This is a genomic window from Cohnella sp., from assembly GCF_041641335.1.
Taxonomy (GTDB): Bacteria; Bacillota; Bacilli; order Paenibacillales; family Paenibacillaceae; genus Cohnella.
Window position 1 is genome coordinate 53,396 of sequence record NZ_JBEPYQ010000007.1, and the last position, 25,316, is coordinate 78,711.

A 25,316-nucleotide genomic window follows, 5' to 3' on the forward strand; every position below is an offset into this window, starting at 1 on the left:
AAGCACAAGGCGGCCCGATTCCGGGCTGCGCCTTGTGCTTCTTTGTTGCGCTGCGGACATGTCGCCCGCTTCTAGATCGTAAACTGCCGAACCAGCTTCTGCAAATCTCTGGAGATGTCCGACAGCGTCTGAGAAGAGCGGGTCATCTCCTCGCTGGACGCCTGCTGCTCTTCAGTCGTAGCCGCCACTTGCTGGGACATGCCGGCCGTCTGTCTGGCAATATGCCCCATGTTGGAGATCGAAGCCGCGACCTCCTCTGAGCTGGCCGCGAGCTGCTCCGCCGCCGCCGCGGCTTCCTGGATCCGGGTGGACACTTCGCCCGTAGAGGAGACGATCTCCTTGAACGCCTGCTCGGCGTGATCCACGGCGAGTACGCCCTCCTGTACCTCCTGCAAGCTCAGCCGCATCGCTTCCGCGGCGTCGAGCGTATCCTTCTGGATCGTCGCGATCAGCTCGATAATGCCTTTGGATGACTCGTCGCTCTGCGAAGCGAGCTTGCGCACTTCCCCGGCTACGACGGCAAAGCCTTTGCCGTGCTCTCCCGCCCGGGCCGCTTCGATCGCAGCGTTCAGCGCCAGCAGGTTGGTGCGGTAGGCAATCTCGCCGATCAATCCGGAAATTTCGCTGATCTGGGCCGACTGCTCCTCCAGCTTGACGATCGTCTGGCCGGCCTGCTCGACGGTCTCGGACAAGCGCTGCATGCGATCCGACACCTCGAGCATTTTCGCAGAGCCGCTGCTCGCTTGCAGGGCGGCCTGCTGCGACAGCTCCGACACCTCTCCCGTCGTCTCCGCGATCCGCTGGACGCCTTCCGCCATCTCGTCGATGACGCGTCCGCATTCCGCGGCGGTGCTCGCTTGCTCTTCCGAGCCGACAGCCACCTGGTTGATCGACTCCGACACGTGCCGGGCCGCTTCCGAGTTTTGCTCGGAGCTCGCATACAGCTGCGTAGATGCCGTTGCCACCGACGTAGAGGCGTCCTGCATCTGCTGGACGGATTGCCGAAGCGCAAGCACCGTCTTATTGACGGACTCCATCATGACCCCGAATTCGTCCTTGCGATCGATGCGAAGCAGATCGACTCGCAGATCGCCGGAAGAAATTCTGTTCATGACCGCCGTCGTCGCTTTAAGCGGCCTTGTCAGATTCACGATCAGCCACCAGGCCAACGCGCCTACGACGACCAGTATTCCGATTCCGAGGAAGAGCAGAACTCTGGATGTCCCTTCGTACACCGCTTTGCTCTTGTTCTCGCTCTCAATGGCTCCTTCATGGTTGAAACCGATCAGTCCATCGACTACGGCCTTTAGATGACCGAACGATTGGGTTACATCCGCCATCGCCGCAGCGGCTTGTTCCTGCGTGGCGTTAGGATCGGCCGTCTTGGCCAGATCCTCTTGGAACTGGTTCCACGCTTGGACGAGCGACGCATATTGAGCGGCGTCCTGTTCTCCCGACAGAGTTACCTCATACTTTTTGATGTCTTCGTCGATCCCGCTCAAGAGCACTATTCTCGCTTCTGCCAGCTGCTTGGCCAGATCCGCGTCGTCGGAGACCAACGATTGATAATAATTGCTAAGAAATCGTTCGATTTTCAGATTCGCCTGCAGGATGGTCTCAGTACCGTACAGCCAGTGGTCGGTGACCTCGTCCGTAAAATCGCTTACCTGTTTAATCTGCGACAAAGCCGTCCATCCGAATGCGAATACGAAGACCAGTACGCTTGCGAACGAACTGAGCAGCTTTACTCTTACCGATCTCATTAACTTCCCCCTGTTCTAGATGTCGATGGCAGATTCATACTCTTCCTACTATTATCATAGAAGGGAGAATGTCAAAAAACTATTAAAAATAATACTTGAATTGTAATAATGAGGATATTAAGCAACAATTATATTTTACCATCCAATCGAGTAGGAGGGGGGCGACTAGCCAGGCTAGCATGAACGAGCTTCGCGCGATCCAAGGCTGCGATCTATCGTATACGGGCGCATTTTATTGGAAACGTGACCGCAGAATAGAAAAGCGCAAAGCAGTCTGGCGAACTCTGCTTTGCGCTTTCTTAGCTTTGGCGTCGGCGTCCATCCACCGCCTGACCTATCCAGAGGATCAAGTCATCCCAGACCTTTCGATCTCCAGACACGCCAGGACGAACGGGGCAAAGCCCTTCGGGTCATCCCTCCGGATCGGCTCGCTGATGTAATAATTGAAGGAACCGTCCCGGTAAGGCGTATTGCCGAGTCCCGCCACACTGCAGATCCCGTTCAGATGCAGCGAGCCGTCAGAGTCATTCTCGACATAGCGGCTCAACAGACCGCGATAGCTGCGGATTGCGGATTCCAGCGCCCAGTTGTCCAGATAGCCTTCGTTGACGCCCTTCGCCAGCGCATAGGCAAACATGGCAGATGCGGAGGCTTCTAAATAGTTGCCATCCCTGGTTCCCTGGTCAATCACCTGATACCAGAGCCCGCTCTCCTCATCCTGTACCCGGACGACCGCCCGGGACAGCCTGTAGAATATGCCGACAATCTGGCCGCGCTGCGGATGATCAAGCGGCAAATGTTCCAGCACATCGACGATCGCCATCATGTACCAGCCGATGGCCCGTCCCCAGAAATGCGGCGAGCAGCCGGTCTCCGAATCGGCCCATCGCTCCTCGCGGCTCTCGTCCCAGCCATGGTACAGCAGTCCCGTCCTCGGGCAACGCGATACGCGTTCCATCTGCAAAATTTCCCTTGCGATGTCGTCGAACCATTCCTCTTCACCAAATACGACCGCATATTGCGCCAGAAAAGGCGCCGTCATGTACACGCCGTCCAGCCACATTTGGAACGGATAGATCTTCTTGTGCCAGAGGCCGCCTTCGGACGTGCGGGGATGTCCCTTCATCTGCGCAGCCAGCAGCTCCGCCGCCTTGCGGTAGCGCTCCTGCCCCGTCCGCTCAAGCAGGACGAACAGCGCCTTTCCTTGATTGATCATATCTACGTTGTATTCATTCAGCGAATACGTCTCGATGGAGCCGTCCTCGCGGACGAACAGATCCATATTGTCCCGGATGTAGGTCAGATAACGCTCATCCCCCGTCTTCCGCCATATGCGTTCGAACGCGGTCAGGATACAACCGTTTTCATAATTCCAGCATCTGCGCTCCTGAAAGGGCATATCCGACACGAGCGGATACTGCTTCATGAACGACTCGGACATCGCCAAAGACCATACGGTGCTCAGGTGCTCCGCCTCCTTCCAGGGTATTCCTTTTTTCCAACCAACGGATTCCAGCCGTCTGAGCCTCGCAGCACTGTCGCAGGCTCGTATCGGAGGGCTTCAGCGGCCGTCAGTGTCCGCGACCAGCCGACTCTCTGCGCTACCGCGACTCCCGGTCCGAAGCAGTCTGATTCCGCATAAAGCGCGGTCTGCTCGCTCTCCGGTTTTCCCCAGTTGTCCCAGCCCTCCGGACGGATATGCTCGCCGAACCAACATTCGACGAACACCGTCTGGGCGTGAATCCGCCAAGGCCGACCCAAATAGACGCTGCCGCTGGTCGCGTCTCCCGTCAATCGGCAACCGCGGAATACATAGCCGTATGGCGCACCCTCCGGCGTGGAGGCGGCCGTGACCCAGCCGTGCACGTCCGTCTCTACCCTCAGACGCTTTGAATGAATCGTACAATCCAGGAAAAGGGCGATCGCCGAGCCGAAAATAAAGTCGATATCCCCCTCGATGTAGCAACGTTCGTACAGTTGCCGCCCCTGCAATCGCGGGGCGCTGTCACGAGGTCCTCCGAAGGAAGCCCGGTCGACCGGCTTCTCGGGCAGCGGTCCGGTGAACAGCGTATCCTGATAGCCGTAAAATCGGCAGTCCCGGAACACGACGCGGTCGGCGTCCACATAGGCGGCAACCGCCTGTCCAACCTGCTCCCCCGGTCCCGCAGCGTTCTCAAACGTCAGCCGCTCCGCAGAGAAGCCGTCGCCCCCGATAAAAGCGGTGTAGGAATTGAACGTATGATACGGTTCTCCGCCAGGAAACGTCTTCTGCGCGTAGTCGTCATACGTGATGACGGTCGTCGAAGCGTCCTCCCCGAGCAGAGTCAGGTTAGGCTTCTCGACCCTCAGCTTCTCCCGATACACTCCCGGTTTGATCCGGATGATCACCGGCTTGCCGTTGTCCGCAGGCATCCGGTCAATCGCCTCTTGAATGCGGGTAAAGTGTCCGCTGCCGTCCGAAGCGACCAGCATCGTTATCTCTCTCCCCTCCGTCATGACGGACCCTCTTCCGACAGCCGGCTCGCCAACCAGTCGAACGATCTGCGACCGCTGATCTCATGACCGCCGAGGAAAATGTCGAAGTCGAGCCGTTCTACAGCCCCGAACTCTGCATAGATTGCTTCCAGCCTCCGGATCGCCTCCCGGGCTGGTTGGATCGGGAACACGGCGTCTTGCTCGCCTGATTCGATAAATAAAGGTCTTGGCGCGAGTAAACCGAGAAGGTCCGGCTGCTCCGCCACCTGCAGTAGTCCTGGAATGTAATTGTCCACGCAATGAGGAACTTGCAAAATACTTCCCACGTAAGTACTTGCATATCCGCACAGCACGGCGGCCCGGATGCGCATATCCACCGCGGCAGTCAACGAGGCGACAAGCCCGCCGCCGGAAAAGCCGAACGTCCCGATCCGGCCGCTGTCGACCTCCTCCCGAGTCTCGAGATAATCGAGCGCGACCAAGGATTCGCTGATCCTCACACCGGCCAGCGTCGTCCCGCACATCAGAAGCTGCAGCGCAATCGGCAGGCAGCTATAGGAGGAGGCGGACGGATCCTGCTCCAAGTGGGCTTGCAGCCGCCGGTCGCCGAAGCCCATCATCTCCGGCACCAGTACGAACAGGCCGCGGCGGGCCAGTTGAACGGCGAAGCAATTGTGGATGCCCCGCTCATCCGCGACTAAGCCGTCCGCGTTCAGGCCAAGCGCAGCGCGATGGCCGATGCCGTGGCCGTGACAAGCGAGCACGGCGGGCATTCGGCCCTGCCGCTCACGGGGATACAGCGCATAGACGGGTACACGAAGTCCCGCATAAGTCGTATAGATCAGCTTTTCGACGACAAGCCCGTCCTGTTCGCGGCGCTCCAACAGCTCCGGCTGCAGCGGCTCCCGCTCCAGGAAAACGTGCCTTATTCCGGCTGCGTCCAGCAGCCGTTCGCGAAGCTGCTGCTGCTTGGTCTCAAGCATCTGTTCCTTGGCGCTGTCGCCCATCATCCGGTCCGCGCTATTCTCTAACGTCCAGGCATACAGCCGTTCCAGAAATGCATCGGAACTCCACATCCATAGTCCTCCTCTCGCTTCATTGCCGCCGCGCGTTCAGCCTTTCACCGCTCCGGCCGCGATTCCGCTGATAATGTATTTTTGCAATGCGATATACAAGAGCACGATCGGAAGGGACGACAGCATCAGGCTGGCGGTTATGACGTCCCAATCGCTGCCGAACTTCCCGAACAGCTTGTAGATGTTGATCGTCAGTGTAGCCGACTCCTTGTCCGTCAGCACCAGAAACGGCAGCAGAAAATCGTTCCACGTCCACAGCGCGTACAGAATGGCAACGCTGCTGACCGCAGGCTTCAACAGCGGAAAGATTATTCGGAAGAAAAAAACGAGTTCCGAGCAGCCGTCCATATACGCCGACTCGTCAATCTCCCGAGGAATGCTTTTGACGAAAGCATGAAACAGGAAAATGGCGAAGCTCCCGGTGGACATGTAGATCAGCGACAGCCCGAGTGGGTTGTTCGTAATGTGTAGCGTCTTGGACAACTGGACGAGTGGAATCATGTACGTATAGAACGGAATCAGGAACGGAAACGTGCATAACATGTAGATCGACCAACTCAGTCGGCTCCGGTCTCGCGAGAGCTTGTAGCCGGCCAGCGCAGTCACCAGAATAACTCCGACGACCGAAGCCCCCGTGATGACAGCATTGTTCGTAATTGCCTTCGCGAAATTGGTCGAGGACCACGCCTTGACGTAGTTATCGATGTAGAACGATTGCGGAAACGCAAGAAACGATTCGAAAATTTCCCGGAACGACTTGAAGGAATTGAGCGCAATCAGATACACCGGGAACAAATACGCGGCCAACAACGCCAGCAGCGCGATGCCCGGCAGAGGCGAAGATTTGGACGCGCGCATTAAGCTTCCACCTCCCTGGATTTGAAGAACTTCAATTGAAAGTAGGAAATGATCAGCACGATAACGCCAAGCACGACCGACTTGGCCATCCCGTAGCCGAACCGGTTCGCTGAGCCGAAAGCTTCATAATAGATGTTAAGGGCGATCGACTCCGTCGCATAGCCGGGACCGCCGCCCGTCAGCACGAAGATGGCGTCGAATATCTTGAGCGAGCTGGTGATGCTCGTAAACACACAGATTGAAATCGAAGGCATCAGCAGCGGCACCATTATGACGCGAAAACGCGTCCAGCCGGTAGCTCCGTCGATGGAAGCCGCCTCCATTACGCTGGAGTCGATCGTCTGGATGCCGGCCAAATAAATGATAAGGTAATAACCGATACCGAACCAGATGTTCATCACGATTACCGCATACAAGGCGAGCTGCGGATTGCCGATATAGTCCAGATTCAGAAATTCCAGCGCCGGGCTCAGCTTGGCGATATCGGGGATAATCTCGATGTACATGATCTTCCAGGTAAACCCGACCACGACCAGACTGAATACATAAGGCAGGAAAAACAAGGTGCGCAGCGTGTTTTTGAAGCGGGAACCGCTTTCGATAAGCACGGCCAGCACAAGCGACACGAAATTGGACACGATTACGGTCAACGCGGTGAAGACCAGGGTGATCCACAGGGAATGTAAGAACCGCGGGTCGTCGGTAAACAGCTCGACGTAGTTGTTCAGTCCGTTATAGACGGCATTTCGCTGAATGCCATTCCAGTCTGTGAACGACAGTACGACGCCGCGGGCAAGCGGATACAGGAAAAACACAGCGAACACGATGAGAAACGGAGCGGTAAAAAGAAGCAGGGAGGCGGTTTGCTTGCCTCCGCGCTGCAGTATTCTGTTCATTTCGGTATCTCTCCTCCTCCAAGCAGGCCGGCGGGCAGGTGATGGGCAAGCTCCCGAAACGCCGGTCAGCCGGACCCGCTGTAGCTTCTTCTCTGTCTGGCTCACATTTTCCGATCACCCTATGCTCATGGCTTATACAGTTTCTTCCACGAAGCGTCGATGTTGTCGAACAGTTGATCGCGCGTCTTGCCCTTGGCGATATAATCCTGCATTTCCTTGCCGATGATGTCGGCCAAACCGCTCGGCCAGAAATTGATGACAAAGCCGCGCGTTTTGCCGCCGTCCGCGATGTATTTGGCAACATCGGCACTAAGCGCGTTAAGCTCGGTCTTGGAATTGCTCACGGAGGTCGACTGCTGCTTCAGGATGCTGCCGACCGTAGCCTCGGCGCCATCTTTGGACACCATCCATTTCAAAAATTGCTTCGCTTCCTCGGGGTGTTTGCTATCCTTGGAGATATAGATAAATCCGTCGCCGTCGGCGAGCATCGTCGCGTCCTGCGGATCGTCGGACACCGGAATCGGCGCGAGTCCGAGCTCCACATCCGGATCGAGCTTCACCATCTCCTCGTAGGACCAGACGCCCTGGATGGCCATTGCCGCCTTCTTGGTTCCGACCAAATGGCTCATGTTGGAAAAATCACTGGACAGCGGATTTTGCCCGTCGTTCGCATTGTACAGATCGAACAGTTCGAACGCCTTATCAAGCCGGTCGGTTTTGGTTTTCGCCTTGCCAGCGTTCATATCGTCGTAGAACTGTTGGAAGTCGTCCAAAGTCGCGCCCTGCATCGCCCAGAACATATGATAGCTGAGCCAAACGTCCTTGAAGCCCGAGGCGAACGGAGTAATGCCGATTTCGTTCAACTTGTCGATCGCTTCCTTCAACTCGGGCAGAGTCCGGGGCGGCTCGGCAATGCCCGCTTCCCGGAACGCCTGCTTGTTGTAGATCAGGCCGTAACCGAGCACCTGGGTGGAGACCGCATATGTCTTGCCGTTATACTTGCCGCCTTCACGGAAATTCGGCAGAATGCCTTCTTCGATCTTGTCCTCCGTAAAATCAAGCAGTTGATCCGCGTCGGCGAACGGCTTCATCGCCAAATATCCCGCATAGTTAAACAGATCGGGCGCGTCCTTGGTCGCAATCTTCGTCTTCAGTACGGAATCGTAGTTGTCGAATACATGGTCGAATTCCACCGTAATGTTCGGATGCGTCTTGTGCAGCGCCTCATTGATCTGATCCTCGTATTTCGGATAATCGACGACCTGGGTCAGAAACTTCAGCGTTACCGGCTCCGCGCCTTTGCTGTCCGTTGCTTCGCTTCCGCTTTCCTTCCCTGCTGTCCCGCAAGCGGACAGCAGCAGCATACCCGCAGCGGATGCGAACAGAACAGACTTCAAGCTCTTTCTCATGAGATAACCCCTCTCCATTTTTTCATACACCCCGCCAAGCTTCTGCGGGAGAGGCTTCGCGCCGAACCTCTAATTGTAATGTACGCGTTTTCACCCTCAGTAAACATGTACCGGCTTGAACAACACTTGTACCGTATTGAACAATCTTCCCGTTTCTTCTTCGGCATACCGGCCTGCAATCGTTGAAAAAAGCTCCGGAGCACCGGAGCCAAAAGCATGCTATTGAGCTATATCGATCTGAACTGTGCCCGGTATGCCTTGGGAGGACAACCGGTATGCTTTTTGAACGTTTTGCTGAAGTGGCTTTCGTCGTTAAAGCCCAGTTCGTCGACGATCTGTCGCAATTTGGCCTCGCTGCCCGTAAGCATCTGCTTGGCCCGCTCGATCTTCAGGTTCGCCAGATATTCGAACAGATTGGTTCCGAACTCCTCCTTGAACATTTTGGAGATATATTCCTTGCTCAGATAAAAGCGGTCGGAAAGCTCCTTCAGGGAATGCTTGCGCATGTATTCCCGCTCGAGGTAGTCGCGAATGTCGTAGATAATCTTGCGCTCTGTTCTCTGCTTGATTTCCAGTCGTGAGATGGATTCCAGAAACTGCACGGCGCAGGCCTGAACGAAGTTCAGGTTTAGTTCGGCCGCAGCCGTGAGCCTCAGAGACGTCAGTTCGGCGAGAAAGGTCCGCTTGTCCTCCATCTGATCGACGAGCCTCTCCAACTGGTAGAGCAGGTCGGCATTCAGCTTGCGGATGCTGGCGATGCTCATGCAAGCCGACCGGGAAGCTTCCGCGTACACCTCTTCTATCGTTTGCCGGATAAAGGCCAGGCTGCCTGAATCCATCGCGGCGGCAAGCTGTCTCTCGCCGCTGTCCGTCGGATGGCGCGCCGGACGCTTGGGCAAATGCAGCAGGTCGTAGAACGCCGTGCGCTCCTGCTGCTCGCCCGCATGAAGCCATGACAGCGCCGCTCGCGCCTCGTTCAGAGAATCGCGAAGCTGCCGGGGACTGGACCGGCTATCGCCGACGCCAATCAGCACCAAAATGTCGAGCAGCCGATGCAACAGCCCCCTCAGCTTGTCGAGCAGTTCACCAAGTTCATTCCGGGACAACGGACGGTACAGAATGACGATCAGTTCGCTGTTCTGCTGACGGCTACGGAAGCTCTTGCCGCAGTTGCAAAGCAGCTCGTTGGCGATGTTGACGATGGCGTACTGCAGCAAGTGAGGATTGGAGCGGAAACGGCGCTCGGCCACTTCCGCGAAATTGTCCATGACGCAAGCGACAGCCGTAAACCCCGGATCCCCTGGCACGGTTGGAAGATCAAGACTGCGCAGCAACGCCTCCTCACCGATTCTTGTGCTGGTCAACCACTGGTGGAACGCGTCTTCGCCCAGCAGCGGCAAGCTTTCGTTCAACTTGCGCTGCAGGAGGAACGCGCGATCCTTCTCCATTTGCCTCGCGTCCAGCTCACGTACCGCCTGATCAAGCGCCTCGTTCAGCGCTTCCCGGTGAACTGGCTTGAGCAGGTAATCCACTACCCTCGAGGCGATAGCCTGCTTCATGTAGACAAAGTCGTCGTATCCGCTGATAACGATCAGTTGTGCCTCGGGATAATGAATGCGCAGCGTACGGATCAACTCCGCTCCGTTTAAGCCTGGCATCCGCATGTCGGTCAGGACGAGATCCGGACGCTCGCGGCCGACCGCCTCCATAAGCTCGTCGCCGTCCTGGACCTCTCCGACGAGCAGGATGCCGTGCATGTCCCAATCCCCCTGCTTGATAATCGCGCTGCGGACTCTTCGCTCGTCATCCGCCACGATGGCGCTGTACTTCATCTGACTCTCCCCCTTCGCCCTTCTGCTCGGCGGCGCTCGCAAGCTCCGCCGACAAACGGATATCCACCTCGGTTCCTTGCCCGGGTATGCTTCGCAACCGCATCTCAGCCCCCTGGTCATACATCAACCGCAGCCGTTGGCGGACGTTCAACAGACCGATCCGATCTTGGCCAGCCCTCTCCGGTACATCCGGAGTATCGAGCGTCTCCTGCAGCCGGGACAACCGTTCAGGCGCGATCCCTACGCCGTTATCGGAGATGACGATGCGAAGCCTCCCGCCCTCCAGACTGCACCGAAGCTCAACCTCGCCGCGATGCTTCGCTGGCTCCAGGCCATGGAGAATAGCGTTCTCGACGAGCGGCTGCAGAAACAGCTTCGGCACCGACCAGCGAAGCGCCTCGTCCGGCGCCTTGATCCGCGACGTCAACTTATCCTCGAAACGGAAAGTCTGAATCCACAAATAATCCTCTACGTTGCGTATTTCGTCCCGCAGCGATGCCCGGTCTCCCGGTTTCAAGCTGTAACGCAGCATATCCGACAGCGAGTGCGTCATGCGAACCAGTTCGTCGTTGCCTTCGTCCAGTGCTACGCTTCCGATCGTCTGTAGCGTATTAAACATAAAATGGGGGTTGATCTGCGCCTGCAGCGCCTTCCACTGGGATTCTCGTGTCGCCAGCTTCATCCTGTACTTCTCGATGATCAGCGTATCGATCTGCTGGATCATCCGATTGTAAGCATGAGAGATCAGCCCGATCTCATCGGTCTGAGAGATGGAAATCGGCATCTGGAAGTTGCCTTCTCCCGCCAGGACCATATGGCGCTTCAGCTTGATCAGAGGCCCCGTCAGCCGGATCGAGATAAACGCGATAGTCGCGATCAAGACCAAAATAATGCCCAATGCGATCAGTAAATTGATCGTCCTCGTCTTCTCTGCCTGCGAGACGATCACATTCATCGGGATCAGCTTCGCCAGCAGATAACCGTTATGGTCGGAGCGGGCATAGACGAGCCGCTTGGCTTCCCCAGTCCCCGCTTCCGCATATTGAAAAGACCCTCCTTCCCTACCATCGCCGCGGATACGCTCGAGCAACTCGGGCGGCAAAGCAGATCTATGCGGATTGGAGCTGTACAGCAGTCCCCCTTCTTCCGTCCACAGTCCAAGCTCCTCGTCGAGATTAAGAATGCCCTCCTCGCCGATTCGCTGCAATTGGGTCAGCTCATAGTTGATCGTCAGGACGCCGACCTCCGGCGTGTAGCCTTTGATCAGACGGCTGAGCGAAAAGACGGGAACGTTGGACTGAATTCGGTACTCTGCCGGGTAGTCGGTCAAACGATGCGCGGACTCCACGATCAGTTTGTTAGGCGTCTCCATCGCATTGAGATACCAGTCGCGATTTTCCATCGCATGAGCGCCGGAGAACGAAGTATTTAACGCTTTATTGATCACGTACAGTTCCTGATTAAGCGGCGTGTAGAACATGACCGAATGGGTTTCCTTGCGGGCAAGATACAAGCTCATCAGCTTGCGAAGCTTCAGGTTATGCTGACTAAACGAGGTGTCCGCAAGCTGATATTCCGGGGAGAACAAAAGGTCGGAGTAGAATGTGAGCCCGATATTCTCCAGTTGAGCGAAATAATCGTCGATCCGGCTCGTTAACTGCTTCAAAATCACCTTATTGTTCGTAATATAGCTTTGTTCGAGCTCCGATGCGAAATTGCGATACGAGATATAGATAGACAACAGCAGCGGCATCGCGATCACGCCCAAAAAGCTGACGATCATTTTTTTGCGAATGCTCTGCATAATGCCCTGGATCATGTCGCCGCCCTCCCTCGAAACTTGACTGATACTGTCGCATACAGGCGTGCTCCAAGTATACGGGCGGATAAAAAAATAGACAAGAGCTTTCGGCAACGCTTTCATTACTCCGCTCCCCGTCATCGCTGAAGTCTCTTTGCAAACGACGGTATGGTGGCGAGAGTATCCAATACAGTGTTGGAAACCTAATTGCAGAACGAAAAAAGCGCAAGCAGTCTTGCAAGCTCTGCTTTGCGCTTTTTCTTTCTGCGACTGACCAATTAACGCACATCAGCGCACACCCAATGGGGTGGTCTTCCCAAGGCGAGTTCCCTTGCGGTCTGGGAGGCCGTTACGCGAGCAACTTCGACAGGCAAGCCATGACGAAAAAAACAATCGCTGTTTTCGTACATGCTTTACACCGAGAGACTCCAGTCACTCAGATGGATGTCAATGGGTCAGTCGTCGTTTTTTTTCGCTTGGCGAAATCAGATCGCAAACTGGCGGACCAGCTACTGCAATTCCTTGGCGATGTCCGACAACGTCTGCTCGAGCGGGTTATCTCCCCGCTCGAGCAAGCTGCTCCGCCGCCGCGGCGGTGTGGATACCTCGCCCGTGGACGCGACGATTTCCTTAAACGCCTGCTCTGCATCCCCAACGGCGATTACTCCTTCTTGCACTTCTTGAAGGCTTAGCTTCATCGCCTCGGCAGCGTCGATCGTATCTTTCTGAATCGTCTCGATCAGCTCAATGATTGGACGTCTCGTCCCTCTGCGAGGCAAGCTTGCGGACCTCCCTGCGAAGCCGGTTACTTGACGTTGACGACGAACGGAACGGTGATCACTTTGCCTTCGTGTTTGAATTGAGCCCATATTTTGTAGAGGCCGGCATGCGGAAAAGAAGTCGAGAACTCGGCCACCGGTCCCGTCGCTTTCTCGTCGATCGGGTGCACGTGAAGATACTGCTCCGCATCCGACGATAAGATCACGACGTGGCCGACGGCGCCCAGGTACGGTTCGAGGTCGTCAATTGCCTCCTTCGTCTTGTCGTCGCGTATCGTAAAAGAAAGCTTGACGTCCTTGCCCGGCTTGACCTCGTCAAGCGCAAGCTCGATTTCCTTGCCGTCTGTCGAGCGAACGAGCCGCTCGTCCTTCTTAAGCTCGACATGAGCCGCTTCCTCGCCTTCCACCGTCACCCATTCGCTCAGCGTCAAGTTTTTGCCGCCTTCGGGGATGAAGTCCGCGAACACCTTGTACTGTCCGCCCGACGGAAAAGCGGTCGTTACCGCGAACTCCCCGTCTCCCCGGTAATCGGGGTGAATATGGTCGAAGTAAGCCAAGTCGTGATCCACGACGATCAGATGAAGCAGCTTCTCGTGGTTGACTTCATACTTGTCCACGGGAGTTCCCTGCCGGTCCGTAATGCGAATGGTCAGCTCCGTCTCTTCGTTGGCAGCCGCCCGGCCGGCGGCGAAGTCGAACGAAGCCTGCAGGCCGCTCTCCCTCGCCGCGTTCGGCTCGTCATGCCCTCCATGCCCGGAAGCGTGCCGGCTTTCGCCGGACTTGCCGCAGGAGGCGAGCAGCGCTGCCGCGACAAGCGTACTCGCAATCGTCAGCATGATGCGTCTATTCATTCTCAAGCACGATCACTCCGTTTCCTAAATTGCCGTTGGGATCGATCAGGCGCGTTTGATTTTGACGCGCTGCAGGCGAAGCGCGTTCAGCACGACCGACACCGAGCTCAGCGCCATCGCCGCTCCCGCGACCCACGGCGCGAGCAAGCCGACCGCCGCGATCGGGATGCCCAGCGTATTGTAGCCGAGCGCCCAGAACAGATTTTGCCGGATATTGCTCATCGTCTTCCGGCTCATGTAGATGGCGTCGGGAATGCTGGACAAATCCCCGCGCATCAGCGTGACGTCGGCGGCTTCCATCGCCACGTCCGTCCCGGTCCCGATCGCCATCCCGATGTCCGCCGTCGCCAGCGCCGGGGCGTCGTTAATGCCGTCGCCGACCATCGCCACCTTCTTGCCGCTCGCTTGCAGCTTGCGCACTTCCTCCGCCTTCCCTTCCGGGAGCACTTCGGCCAGCACGCGGTCGATGCCGACCTGGGCGGCGATCGCCTTGGCCGTCCGCTCGTTGTCGCCCGTAATCATCACGACTTCGATGCCCATATCCTTCAGCTTGCGAACGGCTTCGGCGGACGTTGTCTTGATCGTGTCGGCTACCGCGACCATCCCTGCATAGCGGTTATCGATCGCCGCGAGCATCGCCGTCTTGCCGGATTCCTCCAGCAGCGACATCGTCTCGTACGCCTCGCTTGCATCCACGTTATAACGCTCCATCAATCTGCGCGTTCCGACGAGAACCCGTTTGCCCTGCGCTTCGGCTTGAATGCCGTAGCCGGGAATCGCTTCGAACGATTCGGCCGCGGCGATGCGGATGTTCCTCTGCCCGATGCCAGCGACGATCGCTTCCGCGAGCGGGTGCTCGGACTGGAGCTCCGCGGCTCCGACGAGACGGAGAAATTCCGTTTCGTCGCCGACCGCGATCACGTCGGTCAGCTCCGGCTTGCCGTTCGTCACCGTGCCCGTCTTATCCAGAACGACGGTGTCGACTTTGTGCGTCTGCTCCAGATGCTCGCCGCCTTTGAACAGAATTCCCAGCTCCGCTGCGCGGCCCGATCCGGCCATAATGGAAGTCGGCGTGGCAAGGCCAAGCGCGCAAGGGCAAGCGATGACCAGAATCGCGATCGCTTTCTCCAGCGCTTCGGCGAAATCGCCGGGCGCGGCGAAGAAGTACCAGACGAGGAAAGCCGCAATGGCTACGCCGACTACGATCGGCACGAAGATGCCCGAGATCGCGTCTGCCACCCGCTGAATCGGCGCCTTGGAGCCTTGAGCCTCTTCGACAACCTTGATAATCTGGGCCAGCGCCGTGTCTTTGCCGACCTTGGTCGCCTTTACGCGAAGCGCGCCGTTCTTGTTGATCGTCGCTCCGATTACGGCGTCGCCCGCTTTCTTGCCGACGGGCAGGCTCTCGCCGGTCAGCATCGATTCGTCAACGGACGATACGCCCTCCATTACTTCCCCGTCCACCGGAATTTTGTCTCCCGGACGAACGAGCACGATGTCTCCCGCCAGCACCTCTTCGACCGGCACCGTCAGCTCCTGTCCGTCGCGTACGACGAGCGCCGTTTTGGCCTGCAGGCCCATCAGCGACTTGATCGCCTCCGAAGTGCGGCCTTTGGCCCGGGATTCCAGCAGCTTGCCCATAATGACCAGCGTAATCAGAATCGCGCTCGTCTCGTAGTACAGCGCCGGACCGTGATGCTGCATGCCGGCTGCGGCATACCAGTCGATCGTCAGGTACAGACTGTAGAAGAACGCGGCCGAGGTGCCGAGCGCCACGAGCACGTCCATATTCGCGCCGCCGCCCCGAAGCGCCTTGTACGCTCCGACGTAGAACGGTTTGCCGACGTAGAATTGCACCGGAGCGGCAAGAAGCAGTTGGAACCACGGCTCCATGAACAGCTCCGGCAAGTAGATCCAGGAGGTGAACGAGAAGTGGGCGACCATGCTCCACAGCAGCGGCAGCGACAGAACGGCCGACAAGATCAGCTTGTTTTTCTGCTTCCGGGTTTCCTTGGCGCGCCGATCCTCCGCGTTCGCGTCTTCCTGCCGGACGATCGCCCGGTAGCCGAGCTGTTTGACCTTGCCCTGAATATCGCCGACCGAGACGCTCCCTGGATTGAACTCTACGCGGGCGGATTCGAGCGCGAAGTTGACGGTAAGGCCCGTTACGCCGGGAAGCTTCGCCAGTCCCTTCTCGATCCGGTTAGCGCACGCCGCGCACGTCATGCCTTCCAGCTTGAACTGCGCGACCTCCTTGGCGGTGTCGTATCCCAGCTTGCGGATCGTCTCCTCCATTCGTTCGATGCCGACTTTCGCCGGATCGTAAGTGACGCTCGCCTGCTCGACCGCGAAGTTGACGTTGGCGGCCGTGACGCCTTCCAGCTTGCCGAGTCCCTTTTCGATCCGGTTGGCGCATGCCGCGCACGTCATGCCGGTAATTTGCAAAGACGTCTGCTTCGTATCGCTCGTCGCCGTCGTTTCCACTGTCGCTCACTCCTTAGTCGCGCAAGCCGATTATGACTTTACGTCGTATCCTTGATCCTCGATCGCCGCTTTGATTTTGTCGACGGTCGTGCTGCTTTCGTTATAAGTCACTTCGACCGACCCGCTCCTCAGATCGACGGTTCCTTCCGCTCCGATCTCCTTGAGCGCGCCTTCGACGGAATTTACGCAGTGCTGGCAGCTCATGCCTTCGACTTTCAAAATGGTTTTAGCCATGTTTCATCAACCTTTCGGATATGATTTTGATTTCTGACGCTAGTATACCCCTCTACCCTATATGTAGTCAATATCTATTTTTAGAATACCAGGGTACCCTATATTGAAAGCTAATGCGACTATTGCCTTCCGGGGATAAAAAAGAGCAGCGCCGCCGCTGCCCGTTTCGTGTCACTTCATCATTTTGTTCATCGTCGTCATCAATTCGTTGATGACGTCCATGTCGCCTTCCTGAATTCGTTCTACGACGCAGCTCTTCATATGATTCTCGAACAGCAGCTTCCCTACTCCGTTTAACGCCGATTGGATGGAGGCGATTTGGTTGAGCACGTCGTCGCAGTACGTATCCTTCTCGATCAGTCCCTTGAGTCCGCGCACTTGGCCTTCGATCCGGTTGAGGCGGCTGACCAGGCTGTTTTTCACCTTGTCGGAGTGATGGCTCTTGCGAACCGAGCTTCCGTCCGAGCAGCATTCCGCTCCGTCCTCCGTCCCGTGTTCCAGTTGTTCCGTCGACGCATCCATGCGGATCGACCTCCTTCCTTTTCTCCTAATATACTCCCATCCCCTATAAAAGTAAATCCCGTTACCGCCCTCCGGCCGGATCGAACACCGCTCCCGCGAACAGAACGCAGCCCGTGCCGCCGTCTACAATCGCAGCGATAAACGGCCTGTCTGCCTTCATTTCGAACGGCTCCTCCGGAGGCGCCGCCCCGGCAAGCATCTCCACCACCGTCGCCGCTGCCGCTTCGGTGCCTTCCTCGTCCATGGCGAGGGTGGCCCGGTGCGTAACCTTGCTGATGAACAAGTTCGGCGGCTCGGGCGCCATCGCCGAGAATTCCGCGCGGTCCGGTTCGAACGCTTCCGAGATTCCCGCCCGCCGCAGCGAGTCGACCAGATCTTCGGAATACTCCAAGCGAAGCCGGGGAATTTCGATGCTTCCTAGCCGCGCTTCGTACGATTCCGTCAGCAGACCCGGATTCTCCGCCAGCCGAACCGCCAATTCGGACAACGCGACGTCTTCGTCCGGCAGCAGAACGGCCATATAGGCCGACTCGCGTTTCCCGTAAGGGAGCCGGATCGCTTCGTAGCCGTCCTTCTTCGCGTAGAGGTAACGGCCCCCGCCGCTCATCATGGGCACCGACACCGTCTCGTCGGGAGAGACTCGGAAGAGACCGTCCTTCGTCCGGTTCGGGTTGAACGGGGTCGTCCATGCGCCGTTAAAATAAACCGCGTTCAGCACGTACATAGCCGCATCCGCCTCCACGCTCTCCAGCATCTGCTTGATTTTGCCCTCGGTCGCATTTTCCACCCATTCGTTCATCGTTCGCAGCGTTTGCGGTGCGGCGAAGTCTACCCGCTCGACCTCCGCTCCGAAGTCGTCCCGGCTCCTGCCGACGAATTCGTCCAGGAACGGCTTGCCTTCATTCAACCACAACGAGTTGGCGACGTTCGTCCGGATGCCCTCTTCTCCCGGATGACGAAGCAGATCGAGCAGCACCCGATAGCCTTCCCCGATCTCGTCGTTCGTTTTCCCGCCGAGCCCCAGCGCCTCCCGCATTTCTTCCCCCGTCTTACCCGCTCCGCCCGTCGTCGTTAGCGCCAACGCGGAAGACACGCTTAACGGAGACAGCAGCACGTTCTGTTCCGGACGCTCGGCCATCAGCTTCTCCATCAGCGACAAGCCGAACCCGTTGGAAGCCTGCACGAGGCTTGAATCGACGTCTTGGGCCATATACGCGCTCTCCCGCCTCTCTTCGCCCGGCGAGTCCGGATTGTTCCCCGCACCCGAATTCCCGCAGCCCGAGCAGGCGATTACCGCCGCCATACCTAAACCGATAGCCGTTTTGCGCACGTCTCATCCCCCATTTCTTTACTGAACATGACGTTCCCTGGAAGAAAGAAGTTGCAGCTCAGCGAAAATCGGAGAGTCCGGCAAACCGCAGCAGGGCCATCCCGCTCATCCTTGGATGCGCTGCGGAAAGGCCCTGCTGCGGGAATGCGATCTATTCGACAAGAGCGTTCTTCGCCGCGATGACGAATTGTTCGAAGAACGCGTCGTCCTCCTCCAACCTCTCGTCCACCGCCTGAATTTCCTCTTCGCTGCCGGATCGGTCGCTGAAATTCAGCGCATAGCTCCAATTGTTTTTCCCATTGTCGCTTTGAATCGTCACTTCGTAGCCTTGCTTGTGGTTTTCGATCTCGAAGCGAATGAGGCCGACGTATCCGTTCTCCTCGTCCCGGGTCATTTTCGCGCTAAGTATAGTTGCCTTCATGCCGTCACCTCCTCATCAGCAATGAATCAAGCTTCAAAATGTTACATTTTGTATCTTTTTTTAAATTATACCCTTATTGTAGCTGAATGCGAGCTGAAAATTATTATATTCCGCCTGATTTGCACCGATTTCTCAAGAAAACGTTTCCTCTTCCTCTTGACACGATACATTTTGTATCATAAATTTAATTTAGATCACTCTATTTCTGATCAAGGAGATATGACGAATGACTATGGGAGACAGATTGCGCGAGCTGCGATTGCAGCGCAAAATCTCGCAAGAAGAAGTGGCGCGCCATATCGGCATCACCCGCTCCGCCTACAGCCATTACGAGATTAACAATAGACAGCCTGTCTATGAAACTCTCATCAAGCTTGCCGCGTTCTTCGACGTTTCGCTGGATTACGTAATCGGAGGCACGCAGCCGAATCCTTCCGCGGATTCGCCCGCAATTCCGGATTCGGGAGAAATTCTGAAGCTGTTCCGGCGAATGAGCCACGAGCAGCGCAAGCAATCCATCTCCCTGATTTCGGATTTCATGAGCCGGGAGCAGCGAGCGGACAACAGCGGCTAGGGCGTGTATGCATACACGCCCTAGCGACGCGCCGGAAGCTCAATGCGGAAGACGCACCCGCCGCCTTCGGAATTACGGACGTCGATTCGTCCGCCGTGCAATTCGACGATTTCTTTCGCGATCGCAAGTCCCAATCCGCCGCCTCCCGAACCGGAAGATCCGGAATCGCCCTTCCGATAGTACCGGTCGAAAATTCGGGGCACGTCGGCGGGCTCGATTCCGGGGCCGCTGTCGGCGACCAGAATTTCCACCCCGCCGGTTTCCGGCAACGTCCGCAGCGACAGTACGATCTCGCCGCCTTCCGGCGTGTAGCGAATGGCGTTGTACAGCAGGTTGGCGAACACGCGGTCCATCTGCCTGATATCGACCGCCACGATCGTATCGGGAGCGGATTCGCCGATCCGCTCGCAGCGAAAGCGAATGCCCTTGCCCTGCATCTCCAAGCCGTATTGTTCCGTTATCCTTTGTTGCCAGTACGACAAAGGAATATTCTCCAGCGACAGTTCCAGCCTCCTGGCTTCCAGCAAAGACAAGTCGAATAGGTCCTGGATGAGGGAATTGAGGCCTTCGACCTTCGACAGCATCGACCGGATCGTCTTGTCGCGCTGTTCCGGTTCCGAGATGACGTCGTCTCTGAGCGCCTCCAGATAGCCGCGCAGCAGCGTGATCGGCGTCCTCAAGTCGTGAGAAATGTTGCTGACGAGACGGGCTCGCGAATGCTCCATCCTCTCCAGCTCGACTTTCGCTTCCTCCAGCGTAACGTAAGAGCGCCGCAGCTCCTCCGTCCGCTCCTCGATTCTTTCCTCCAGCGAGCTGTTCCATTCGATCAGCTGCGCCGACATCCTCTCCGCCCTGTCGTAGGTCAACGAAAACCTGAGCGAAATGATGAACGAATTCATGATGATCAAGAACAGCAGGCCGAACGGGAGCATATCGACCGAACGGGACCATCCGTTGTAGAACAGAATGTCGTTGACGATCGTTACGACAAGGCCGGCGACGCCGATCAGCGCGAGCATCGCGCCTTCCCGCTTCCGGTGGGCCGATACGACCAAGCCGACCAGAACTCGCGCGCTGAACAGGAGCACGTAGATCTGGTTAACGATGAGCCACGATGTAAAAGACAGCGTCGGCGTAACGAACGCAACAAGAATAAGCGCGGCGCCGACGAGGGTCGCGGCTTTGAACCACATCTTCGGGATTTCCAGCGGATACATCTTGCGGAAGTAGGCGAAGCCCGCCCAGGCGGCCATGACGAACGCCGCATACTCGAGCCGGATCGCCGTCCCCCAGCTCATGCCCTGCAGCCATCTGACAATAAAACCTTCGCCGATCAGGCCGGTCCTCAGCCCGACGCATAGGCAGAGCAAGGCGAACATCACGTTCGCGGTTTCCTTCCGCCGCAAAATATACAGCCCGAGATGATAAAAGCCGATCATGAGCAGGCAGCCCATAATAATCAACTCTTGAGCGGCATGCCTGAGCTGTAATCGCTGGATTTGCTCCGACGTGCCCATCAGGATCGACGTGCGGACGCCGCCGTGCCGGTGGTCGTAGTTGGCGACGACAAGCTTCAGCTCCGTTCGTTCTCCTCCCGCGCCGAAGTGGACGGTCGCAGGCACCTGACGAGGAATCGTCAGACGCGCCGAGACGTCGGGATGCCCGCGCGATTGCACAAGCTTGTCCCCGATGTAAAGCTCGTAAGACGTCGAAATGTTCGGCAGCCGAATCGCCATCATCCCGCTCTGGGGGCGATGCAGTATCGTCAACCGATATTCGCCGTAGCCGATGTCGTCCAGCGATTTTCCGTCGCCGGGCTCGACCGCGCCCCACGTTCCGGGCATGTTCAGCGTCGTATCCCGATACGCCGGCTTCAAGCCGGTCTCTTCCCCGCGCTCCAGCCACCGGAAGCCCCACTCGCCGTCCAGAGGGACGGTTCCCTCTTCGTTCCAAGGCCACTGGGTCAAGTCGATGACCCCTCCGGCGGCGACCGGCTCCGCCATGCTTCCTCGCGAAGAAGACGCGCATCCTGCCGCCCCGACCGACAGCAGCGCGATAATCGCCAAAGCCGCCGCATACGTATACCATCGCCTGATCGACATTTCCGCTTTTCGCGACGCCACGATTCCCTCTCCCTTTATTGATCGATGTCGGTCCGGTGCGAATACGTTTCGAACGTCATTGTAACGGTGCATTGATTCCTCGTCAACGCTTTCGTTATAATAAGACGATTGGAGTGTTTTCACAAAATCGGTTCTCCTCTTCGAGAATTAAGACCTTCGCACGGAGGATTATGATGACCAGCTACGAAGCAACCGTCCTCGTCGTCGACGACGAGCAGGAAATTACCGAGTTGATCGCCCTCTATTTGCAAAAAGCGGGGTTCGACGTATACGCGGCCGACAACGGGACGCAGGCTCTCCGGACGGCGGAGACGCTTCAGCCCGACTTGATCCTGCTCGACGTCTCGCTCGGACGCATGGACGGCATCGAGGTGTGCCGCATGCTGCGGCAAGGACCTTGCGCGGACGTGCCGATCCTGTTCCTCAGCTGCAAGTCGGAAGACCGGGACATCATTCGCGCGTTGTCCGAAGGCGGGGACGATTATATTACGAAGCCGTTCAGCCCGAGCCAGCTCGTCGCGAGAATTCAGGCGCACATCCGCAGGCGCAGAACGCGGGAACGAAATCCGGAGGAGCAAGCCTCGTCGCTCAGCTTCCCGGGGCTGGACATCGATTTTCTCAGCATGGAGGTTCGCTTGAACGGCGAACTGCTCTCGTTGTCGGCCAAGGAGTTCGAACTGCTCAGCGTCATGGCCAAATCCCCAAAGCGGGTATTTCCGCTGGAGGAGCTGTACCGCAGAGTGTGGCAGACGGACAGCATGGGCGATACGCGGACGCTGATGGTGCACGTCAGCAATCTCAGGAAGAAGCTGGAGAGCGATCCCGCTCGTCCCCGCTGGATTCAGACCGTACGCGGCTTCGGCTACCGGTTCTGCCCTGCGGAGAACTGCGAGGAACAGACCTCATAACTTAAAGCTGAAAACCGGACTTTTTGAACTCACCATAAATAGACGACAAAAGGAAGTTGAACGATGATGCGATTGGCGCAAGATTGGCAAGATTACGAACTGCTCGACACCGGCAACGGAGAGAAGCTCGAGCGTTGGGGAGACGTCGTTCTGCGGCGCCCCGACCCGCAGATTATTTGGCCGCTGAAGTCCGAGAACGCAGACTGGAAGCAGGCGGACGGCCATTACCACCGCAGCAGCAGCGGCGGCGGACAATGGACCTACAAGCGCTCGTTGCCGGAACGCTGGAGCATTGCGTACGGCCCGCTTAAGTTCCATATCAAGCCTACGAACTTTAAGCATACCGGCCTGTTCCCCGAGCAAGCGGTCAATTGGAGCTGGATGATGAACAAAATCCGCGAAGCCGGACGACCGATCCGCGTGCTGAACTTGTTCGCGTATACGGGAGGCGCGACGGTCGCCTCCGCTTCCGCCGGGGCGGAAGTCTGCCACGTGGACGCCGCCAAGGGCATGGTTCAATGGGCGAAGGAAAATGCCGAGCTGTCCGGACTAGGGTCCGCTCCGATCCGCTACATCACGGACGATGTCTTCAAGTTCGTCCAACGGGAGCAAAGAAGAGAGCGCCAGTACGAAGCGATCATCATGGACCCTCCGTCTTACGGACGCGGACCTAACGGGGAAACGTGGAAGCTTGAAGAAAACTTGTTCCCGTTCCTGGAGACGTGCATGTCCATCCTCTCCGACAAGCCGTTGTTCGTGCTCGTTAATTCGTATACGACCGGATTCTCCCCTACCGTATTAAGCAATCTGCTCGAGCTCAGCTTCAAGCGCAAGTTCGGCGGTTCGCTCGATAGCGGGGAAGTCGGGCTGCCGATTACGCGCAGCGGCATGACGCTGCCCTGCGGCATCTACGGACGTTGGGAAAGCGGGAGTTGACGAAAGGCTTGACACATCAGATTAACGATTCGATTTGGGGCAGAAGGTGTGCCTCCCTGCTCGGCATAAGCTTGCTGGCGATCGTTCTTACGTCCTGTACGAACGATTCTTCCCGTGCGCTGCCGCCCTCTTCGGAACAGGCTCCGTCGAAGACAGCCTCTTCCCCGGCTCCCTCTGCAACGGCTTCCGGCTCGCCGGAAACGCCGTCTCTCGAGCTGCCTGCGGAGCCTGTGGTCACGGAAGCGACGTTGCTGGCCGTCGGGGACATCATGGTGCACATGCCGCAGCTTCCCGCCTATTACGACAAAGCCAGCGACAGCTATGACCTCACTCCGTGGTTCTCGCAAGTAAAACCGATTTTGGAGCGCGGAGACTGGGTCATCGGCAACCTGGAGACGCCGATCGCAGGCAAGGATTTGAAGTTTACCGGCTTCCCGCGCTTTAACGCCCCCGACGAGCTGGCCAAAGCGGTCAGAAGCGCCGGCATTCAGCTGGTCTCGACCGCCAACAACCATTCGCTCGACCGCGGCGTTCCCGGCGTGGAGAGGACGCTGGCGACCGTGCGCAAAGCCGGGCTGGTTCCGTTCGGAACCGCGGCAAGCGCTGAGGCACGGGATCGCGAAGTCATCGAGGAGAGGAACGGCATTCGCATGGGCTTCCTCTCCTACACGTACGGCACGAACGGCATTCCGATTCCTTCGGGCAAAGAATACGCCGTCAACCTGATCGACCTCGACGTCATCAAGCGCGACATCGCGAAGCTGAGGCAGTCCGACGTCGACGCGGTAACCGTCTCCCTTCACTTCGGAGTCGAGTACCAGCGCATGCCGAACTCCCAACAGACCGCTCTGGCCAAGGAGTTGATCCGGTGCGGGGCCGATCTCATTCTCGGCTCGCATCCTCACGTCGTACAGCCGTACGAGGAAATTTCCGTTCCCGCCGAGGAAAGCTTCGACGGTACTCCCCGCAAAGGGATCGTCATCTACTCGCTCGGAAACTTCATCTCCAACCAGACCGGCAGCTGGAAGGACGTCGGCGTCATCTTCGGCGTGCGCATGACGAAAACCGCCCATCCGGACGGAACCGTCGAGATGGAATGGAACGAAATCACGACCGAACCGACCTGGGTTCATATCGTCTGGAAGAACAAGAAACGGCATTATACGGTTATTCCTCTTCAGACCGAACTGAAGCTGCGCAGCTTCTCCGAACTGACGTCCAAAGATTACGAGAAGATGCGCACGATGCAGACGGGCATTCACAAGCATCTCCGCAAGCTCGTCTCGGGTTGACGACGGGCCTTCGGCTCCCAATAAGCTTCAACCAACAAAAAACAGCGCAAGTTCCGGACAGACGATAGGTCTCCGAGAACTTGCGCTGTTTCATTAGCTACCGATAGCTGTTCCTGCGTTTACACTACCGGCTCCTTGGCCGTTTCGACAGTTTGCCTCGTGCTTGCTCTCCGGCTTCTTGGCCGATTCAACGGCTCGCCTTGCGTTACTCCACCGGCTCTCTCGCCGTTACGACAGCCCGTCCCCGCCCTATACGACCGATTCGGCAGCCGCCGATTCGCCGGCCGGCTCCGCCGCTTCATTGTCGGCATTCGTTTTCCGTTCTGACGTTCGCGCTTCTCTGGTGCCCGACACTTTGCCGATCAGATAGACGAGCAGTTGGCGATTGTGAGTGGAAATCCGGTCCAGAGATTCGTTCACGATCGCCGAGCGAACAGCGATGCCGCGCTCGACTTCGGAACGTCCTAGCTCGGTCATCGTCACCCAAACGATTCTGCGATCCCCTTCGTCCCGGTTTCTCTCGACCAGCCCCGCCCTCTCCATGCGATCGAGCAGCGTCGTAATTGCGGCGGGAGTCGTCTCCAAATGGGGTAGCAGGTCCGACGGCTTCATCGGCTCGTGCGCTTGCAACAGCTCCAGCACTTCCAGTTGCCCCGCCGTCAGTTGCGGAGCCAGCTCCGTCTCCATCCGCGCGTTCCAATCCTTCGTGAGCTTCGTCCAGCTTTTCACAAATTCCGCCGCATTATCCATAG

General features: G+C 57.6%; 22 protein-coding genes. 4 read left to right on the forward strand and 18 right to left on the reverse strand.

Annotated features, from left to right (window positions below):
- Positions 1-71: 71 nt before the first annotated feature.
- From ACESLM_RS03725 to ACESLM_RS03800, 16 genes are all read right to left on the reverse strand, one after another.
- On the reverse strand, positions 72-1,763 hold the full coding sequence (locus ACESLM_RS03725) for a methyl-accepting chemotaxis protein (protein ID WP_372630026.1): 1,692 nt from the start codon (positions 1,761-1,763) through the stop codon (positions 72-74).
- Positions 1,764-2,109: 346 nt separating this feature from the next.
- Positions 2,110-3,228: a glycoside hydrolase family 88/105 protein gene (locus ACESLM_RS03730; RefSeq protein ID WP_372630064.1), complete on the reverse strand. Its 1,119-nt coding sequence runs from the start codon at positions 3,226-3,228 to the stop codon at positions 2,110-2,112.
- Positions 3,225-4,259, reverse strand: a complete 1,035-nt coding sequence (locus tag ACESLM_RS03735; RefSeq protein ID WP_372630027.1) for a pectinesterase family protein — start codon at positions 4,257-4,259, stop codon at positions 3,225-3,227. The genes ACESLM_RS03730 and ACESLM_RS03735 overlap by 4 nt, the downstream gene beginning before the upstream one ends.
- A complete protein-coding gene (locus ACESLM_RS03740) occupies positions 4,256-5,314 on the reverse strand; it encodes an alpha/beta hydrolase family protein (protein WP_372630028.1) in 1,059 nt (352 codons plus the stop codon). The genes ACESLM_RS03735 and ACESLM_RS03740 overlap by 4 nt, the downstream gene beginning before the upstream one ends.
- Before the next feature lie 36 nt (positions 5,315-5,350).
- The gene (locus ACESLM_RS03745; RefSeq protein WP_372630029.1) at positions 5,351-6,172 is read right to left on the reverse strand and encodes a carbohydrate ABC transporter permease; all 822 of its coding nucleotides are present in this window, start codon (positions 6,170-6,172) and stop codon (positions 5,351-5,353) included.
- A complete protein-coding gene (locus ACESLM_RS03750; protein WP_372630030.1) occupies positions 6,172-7,068 on the reverse strand; it encodes a carbohydrate ABC transporter permease in 897 nt (298 codons plus the stop codon). Before ACESLM_RS03750 ends, ACESLM_RS03745 begins: the two co-directional genes overlap by 1 nt.
- A 125-nt stretch (positions 7,069-7,193) precedes the next feature.
- Positions 7,194-8,477, reverse strand: a complete 1,284-nt coding sequence (locus ACESLM_RS03755) for an ABC transporter substrate-binding protein (RefSeq protein WP_372630031.1) — start codon at positions 8,475-8,477, stop codon at positions 7,194-7,196.
- A 227-nt stretch (positions 8,478-8,704) separates the two neighbouring features.
- On the reverse strand, positions 8,705-10,309 hold the full coding sequence (locus tag ACESLM_RS03760) for a helix-turn-helix domain-containing protein (protein WP_372630032.1): 1,605 nt from the start codon (positions 10,307-10,309) through the stop codon (positions 8,705-8,707).
- Positions 10,281-12,128 (reverse strand): cache domain-containing sensor histidine kinase, encoded by a 1,848-nt coding sequence (locus tag ACESLM_RS03765; protein ID WP_372630033.1) that lies wholly within the window; start codon positions 12,126-12,128, stop codon positions 10,281-10,283. Before ACESLM_RS03765 ends, ACESLM_RS03760 begins: the two co-directional genes overlap by 29 nt.
- A gap of 491 nt (positions 12,129-12,619) precedes the next feature.
- Positions 12,620-12,889 (reverse strand): hypothetical protein, encoded by a 270-nt coding sequence (locus tag ACESLM_RS03770; protein WP_372630034.1) that lies wholly within the window; start codon positions 12,887-12,889, stop codon positions 12,620-12,622.
- Positions 12,890-12,915: 26 nt separating this feature from the next.
- Complete coding sequence (locus ACESLM_RS03775) at positions 12,916-13,740, reverse strand: hypothetical protein (RefSeq protein ID WP_372630065.1); 825 nt, start codon at positions 13,738-13,740, stop codon at positions 12,916-12,918.
- A 45-nt stretch (positions 13,741-13,785) separates the two neighbouring features.
- Positions 13,786-16,224 (reverse strand): heavy metal translocating P-type ATPase, encoded by a 2,439-nt coding sequence (locus ACESLM_RS03780; RefSeq protein ID WP_372630035.1) that lies wholly within the window; start codon positions 16,222-16,224, stop codon positions 13,786-13,788.
- 30 nt (positions 16,225-16,254) lie between these two features.
- The gene (locus tag ACESLM_RS03785) at positions 16,255-16,458 is read right to left on the reverse strand and encodes a cation transporter (protein WP_372630036.1); all 204 of its coding nucleotides are present in this window, start codon (positions 16,456-16,458) and stop codon (positions 16,255-16,257) included.
- Between the two features lie 171 nt (positions 16,459-16,629).
- Positions 16,630-16,980, reverse strand: coding sequence for a metal-sensitive transcriptional regulator (locus ACESLM_RS03790; protein WP_372630037.1), 351 nt, complete (start codon positions 16,978-16,980; stop codon positions 16,630-16,632).
- Positions 16,981-17,041: 61 nt separating this feature from the next.
- Positions 17,042-18,310, reverse strand: coding sequence for a serpin family protein (locus ACESLM_RS03795; RefSeq protein WP_372630038.1), 1,269 nt, complete (start codon positions 18,308-18,310; stop codon positions 17,042-17,044).
- A gap of 151 nt (positions 18,311-18,461) precedes the next feature.
- The gene (locus tag ACESLM_RS03800; protein ID WP_372630039.1) at positions 18,462-18,731 is read right to left on the reverse strand and encodes a hypothetical protein; all 270 of its coding nucleotides are present in this window, start codon (positions 18,729-18,731) and stop codon (positions 18,462-18,464) included.
- 226 nt (positions 18,732-18,957) lie between these two features.
- Between ACESLM_RS03800 and ACESLM_RS03805 the strand changes: the two genes are divergently transcribed.
- Positions 18,958-19,305, forward strand: a complete 348-nt coding sequence (locus ACESLM_RS03805) for a helix-turn-helix domain-containing protein (protein ID WP_372630040.1) — start codon at positions 18,958-18,960, stop codon at positions 19,303-19,305.
- A gap of 20 nt (positions 19,306-19,325) precedes the next feature.
- Here ACESLM_RS03805 and ACESLM_RS03810 read toward each other — a convergent pair whose 3' ends face one another.
- Entirely contained in the window at positions 19,326-21,428 is a 2,103-nt protein-coding gene (locus tag ACESLM_RS03810; protein WP_372630042.1) for a sensor histidine kinase, read from the reverse strand.
- A 173-nt stretch (positions 21,429-21,601) separates the two neighbouring features.
- On the opposite strand from ACESLM_RS03810, the gene ACESLM_RS03815 reads away from it, so the two are divergent.
- The 3 genes from ACESLM_RS03815 to ACESLM_RS03825 all read left to right on the forward strand — a co-directional run bounded on the left by ACESLM_RS03815 (position 21,602) and on the right by ACESLM_RS03825 (position 24,564).
- Positions 21,602-22,336: a response regulator transcription factor gene (locus ACESLM_RS03815; RefSeq protein ID WP_372630043.1), complete on the forward strand. Its 735-nt coding sequence runs from the start codon at positions 21,602-21,604 to the stop codon at positions 22,334-22,336.
- Between the two features lie 66 nt (positions 22,337-22,402).
- Positions 22,403-23,272 (forward strand): class I SAM-dependent methyltransferase, encoded by an 870-nt coding sequence (locus ACESLM_RS03820; RefSeq protein ID WP_372630066.1) that lies wholly within the window; start codon positions 22,403-22,405, stop codon positions 23,270-23,272.
- 8 nt (positions 23,273-23,280) lie between these two features.
- Positions 23,281-24,564 (forward strand): CapA family protein, encoded by a 1,284-nt coding sequence (locus tag ACESLM_RS03825; protein WP_372630044.1) that lies wholly within the window; start codon positions 23,281-23,283, stop codon positions 24,562-24,564.
- A 249-nt stretch (positions 24,565-24,813) separates the two neighbouring features.
- Here ACESLM_RS03825 and ACESLM_RS03830 read toward each other — a convergent pair whose 3' ends face one another.
- Positions 24,814-25,314, reverse strand: coding sequence for a MarR family winged helix-turn-helix transcriptional regulator (locus tag ACESLM_RS03830; protein ID WP_372630045.1), 501 nt, complete (start codon positions 25,312-25,314; stop codon positions 24,814-24,816).
- Positions 25,315-25,316 lie beyond the last annotated feature (2 nt).

What these genes read in the sequence shown, in the direction of transcription:
- ACESLM_RS03775 (WP_372630065.1), bottom strand. Translation starts at nt 13,740, where the DNA reads ATGAATAGACGCATCATGCTGACGATTGCGAGTACGCTTGTCGCGGCA.
- ACESLM_RS03750 (WP_372630030.1), bottom strand. Translation starts at nt 7,068, where the DNA reads ATGAACAGAATACTGCAGCGCGGAGGCAAGCAAACCGCCTCCCTGCTT.
- ACESLM_RS03815 (WP_372630043.1), top strand. Translation starts at nt 21,602, where the DNA reads ATGACCAGCTACGAAGCAACCGTCCTCGTCGTCGACGACGAGCAGGAA.
- ACESLM_RS03755 (WP_372630031.1), bottom strand. Translation starts at nt 8,477, where the DNA reads ATGAGAAAGAGCTTGAAGTCTGTTCTGTTCGCATCCGCTGCGGGTATG.
- ACESLM_RS03830 (WP_372630045.1), bottom strand. Translation starts at nt 25,314, where the DNA reads ATGGATAATGCGGCGGAATTTGTGAAAAGCTGGACGAAGCTCACGAAG.
- ACESLM_RS03735 (WP_372630027.1), bottom strand. Translation starts at nt 4,259, where the DNA reads ATGACGGAGGGGAGAGAGATAACGATGCTGGTCGCTTCGGACGGCAGC.
- ACESLM_RS03820 (WP_372630066.1), top strand. Translation starts at nt 22,403, where the DNA reads ATGCGATTGGCGCAAGATTGGCAAGATTACGAACTGCTCGACACCGGC.
- ACESLM_RS03800 (WP_372630039.1), bottom strand. Translation starts at nt 18,731, where the DNA reads ATGAAGGCAACTATACTTAGCGCGAAAATGACCCGGGACGAGGAGAAC.
- ACESLM_RS03740 (WP_372630028.1), bottom strand. Translation starts at nt 5,314, where the DNA reads ATGTGGAGTTCCGATGCATTTCTGGAACGGCTGTATGCCTGGACGTTA.
- ACESLM_RS03760 (WP_372630032.1), bottom strand. Translation starts at nt 10,309, where the DNA reads ATGAAGTACAGCGCCATCGTGGCGGATGACGAGCGAAGAGTCCGCAGC.
- ACESLM_RS03725 (WP_372630026.1), bottom strand. Translation starts at nt 1,763, where the DNA reads ATGAGATCGGTAAGAGTAAAGCTGCTCAGTTCGTTCGCAAGCGTACTG.
- ACESLM_RS03790 (WP_372630037.1), bottom strand. Translation starts at nt 16,980, where the DNA reads ATGGATGCGTCGACGGAACAACTGGAACACGGGACGGAGGACGGAGCG.
- ACESLM_RS03805 (WP_372630040.1), top strand. Translation starts at nt 18,958, where the DNA reads ATGACTATGGGAGACAGATTGCGCGAGCTGCGATTGCAGCGCAAAATC.
- ACESLM_RS03765 (WP_372630033.1), bottom strand. Translation starts at nt 12,128, where the DNA reads ATGATCCAGGGCATTATGCAGAGCATTCGCAAAAAAATGATCGTCAGC.
- ACESLM_RS03785 (WP_372630036.1), bottom strand. Translation starts at nt 16,458, where the DNA reads ATGGCTAAAACCATTTTGAAAGTCGAAGGCATGAGCTGCCAGCACTGC.
- ACESLM_RS03745 (WP_372630029.1), bottom strand. Translation starts at nt 6,172, where the DNA reads ATGCGCGCGTCCAAATCTTCGCCTCTGCCGGGCATCGCGCTGCTGGCG.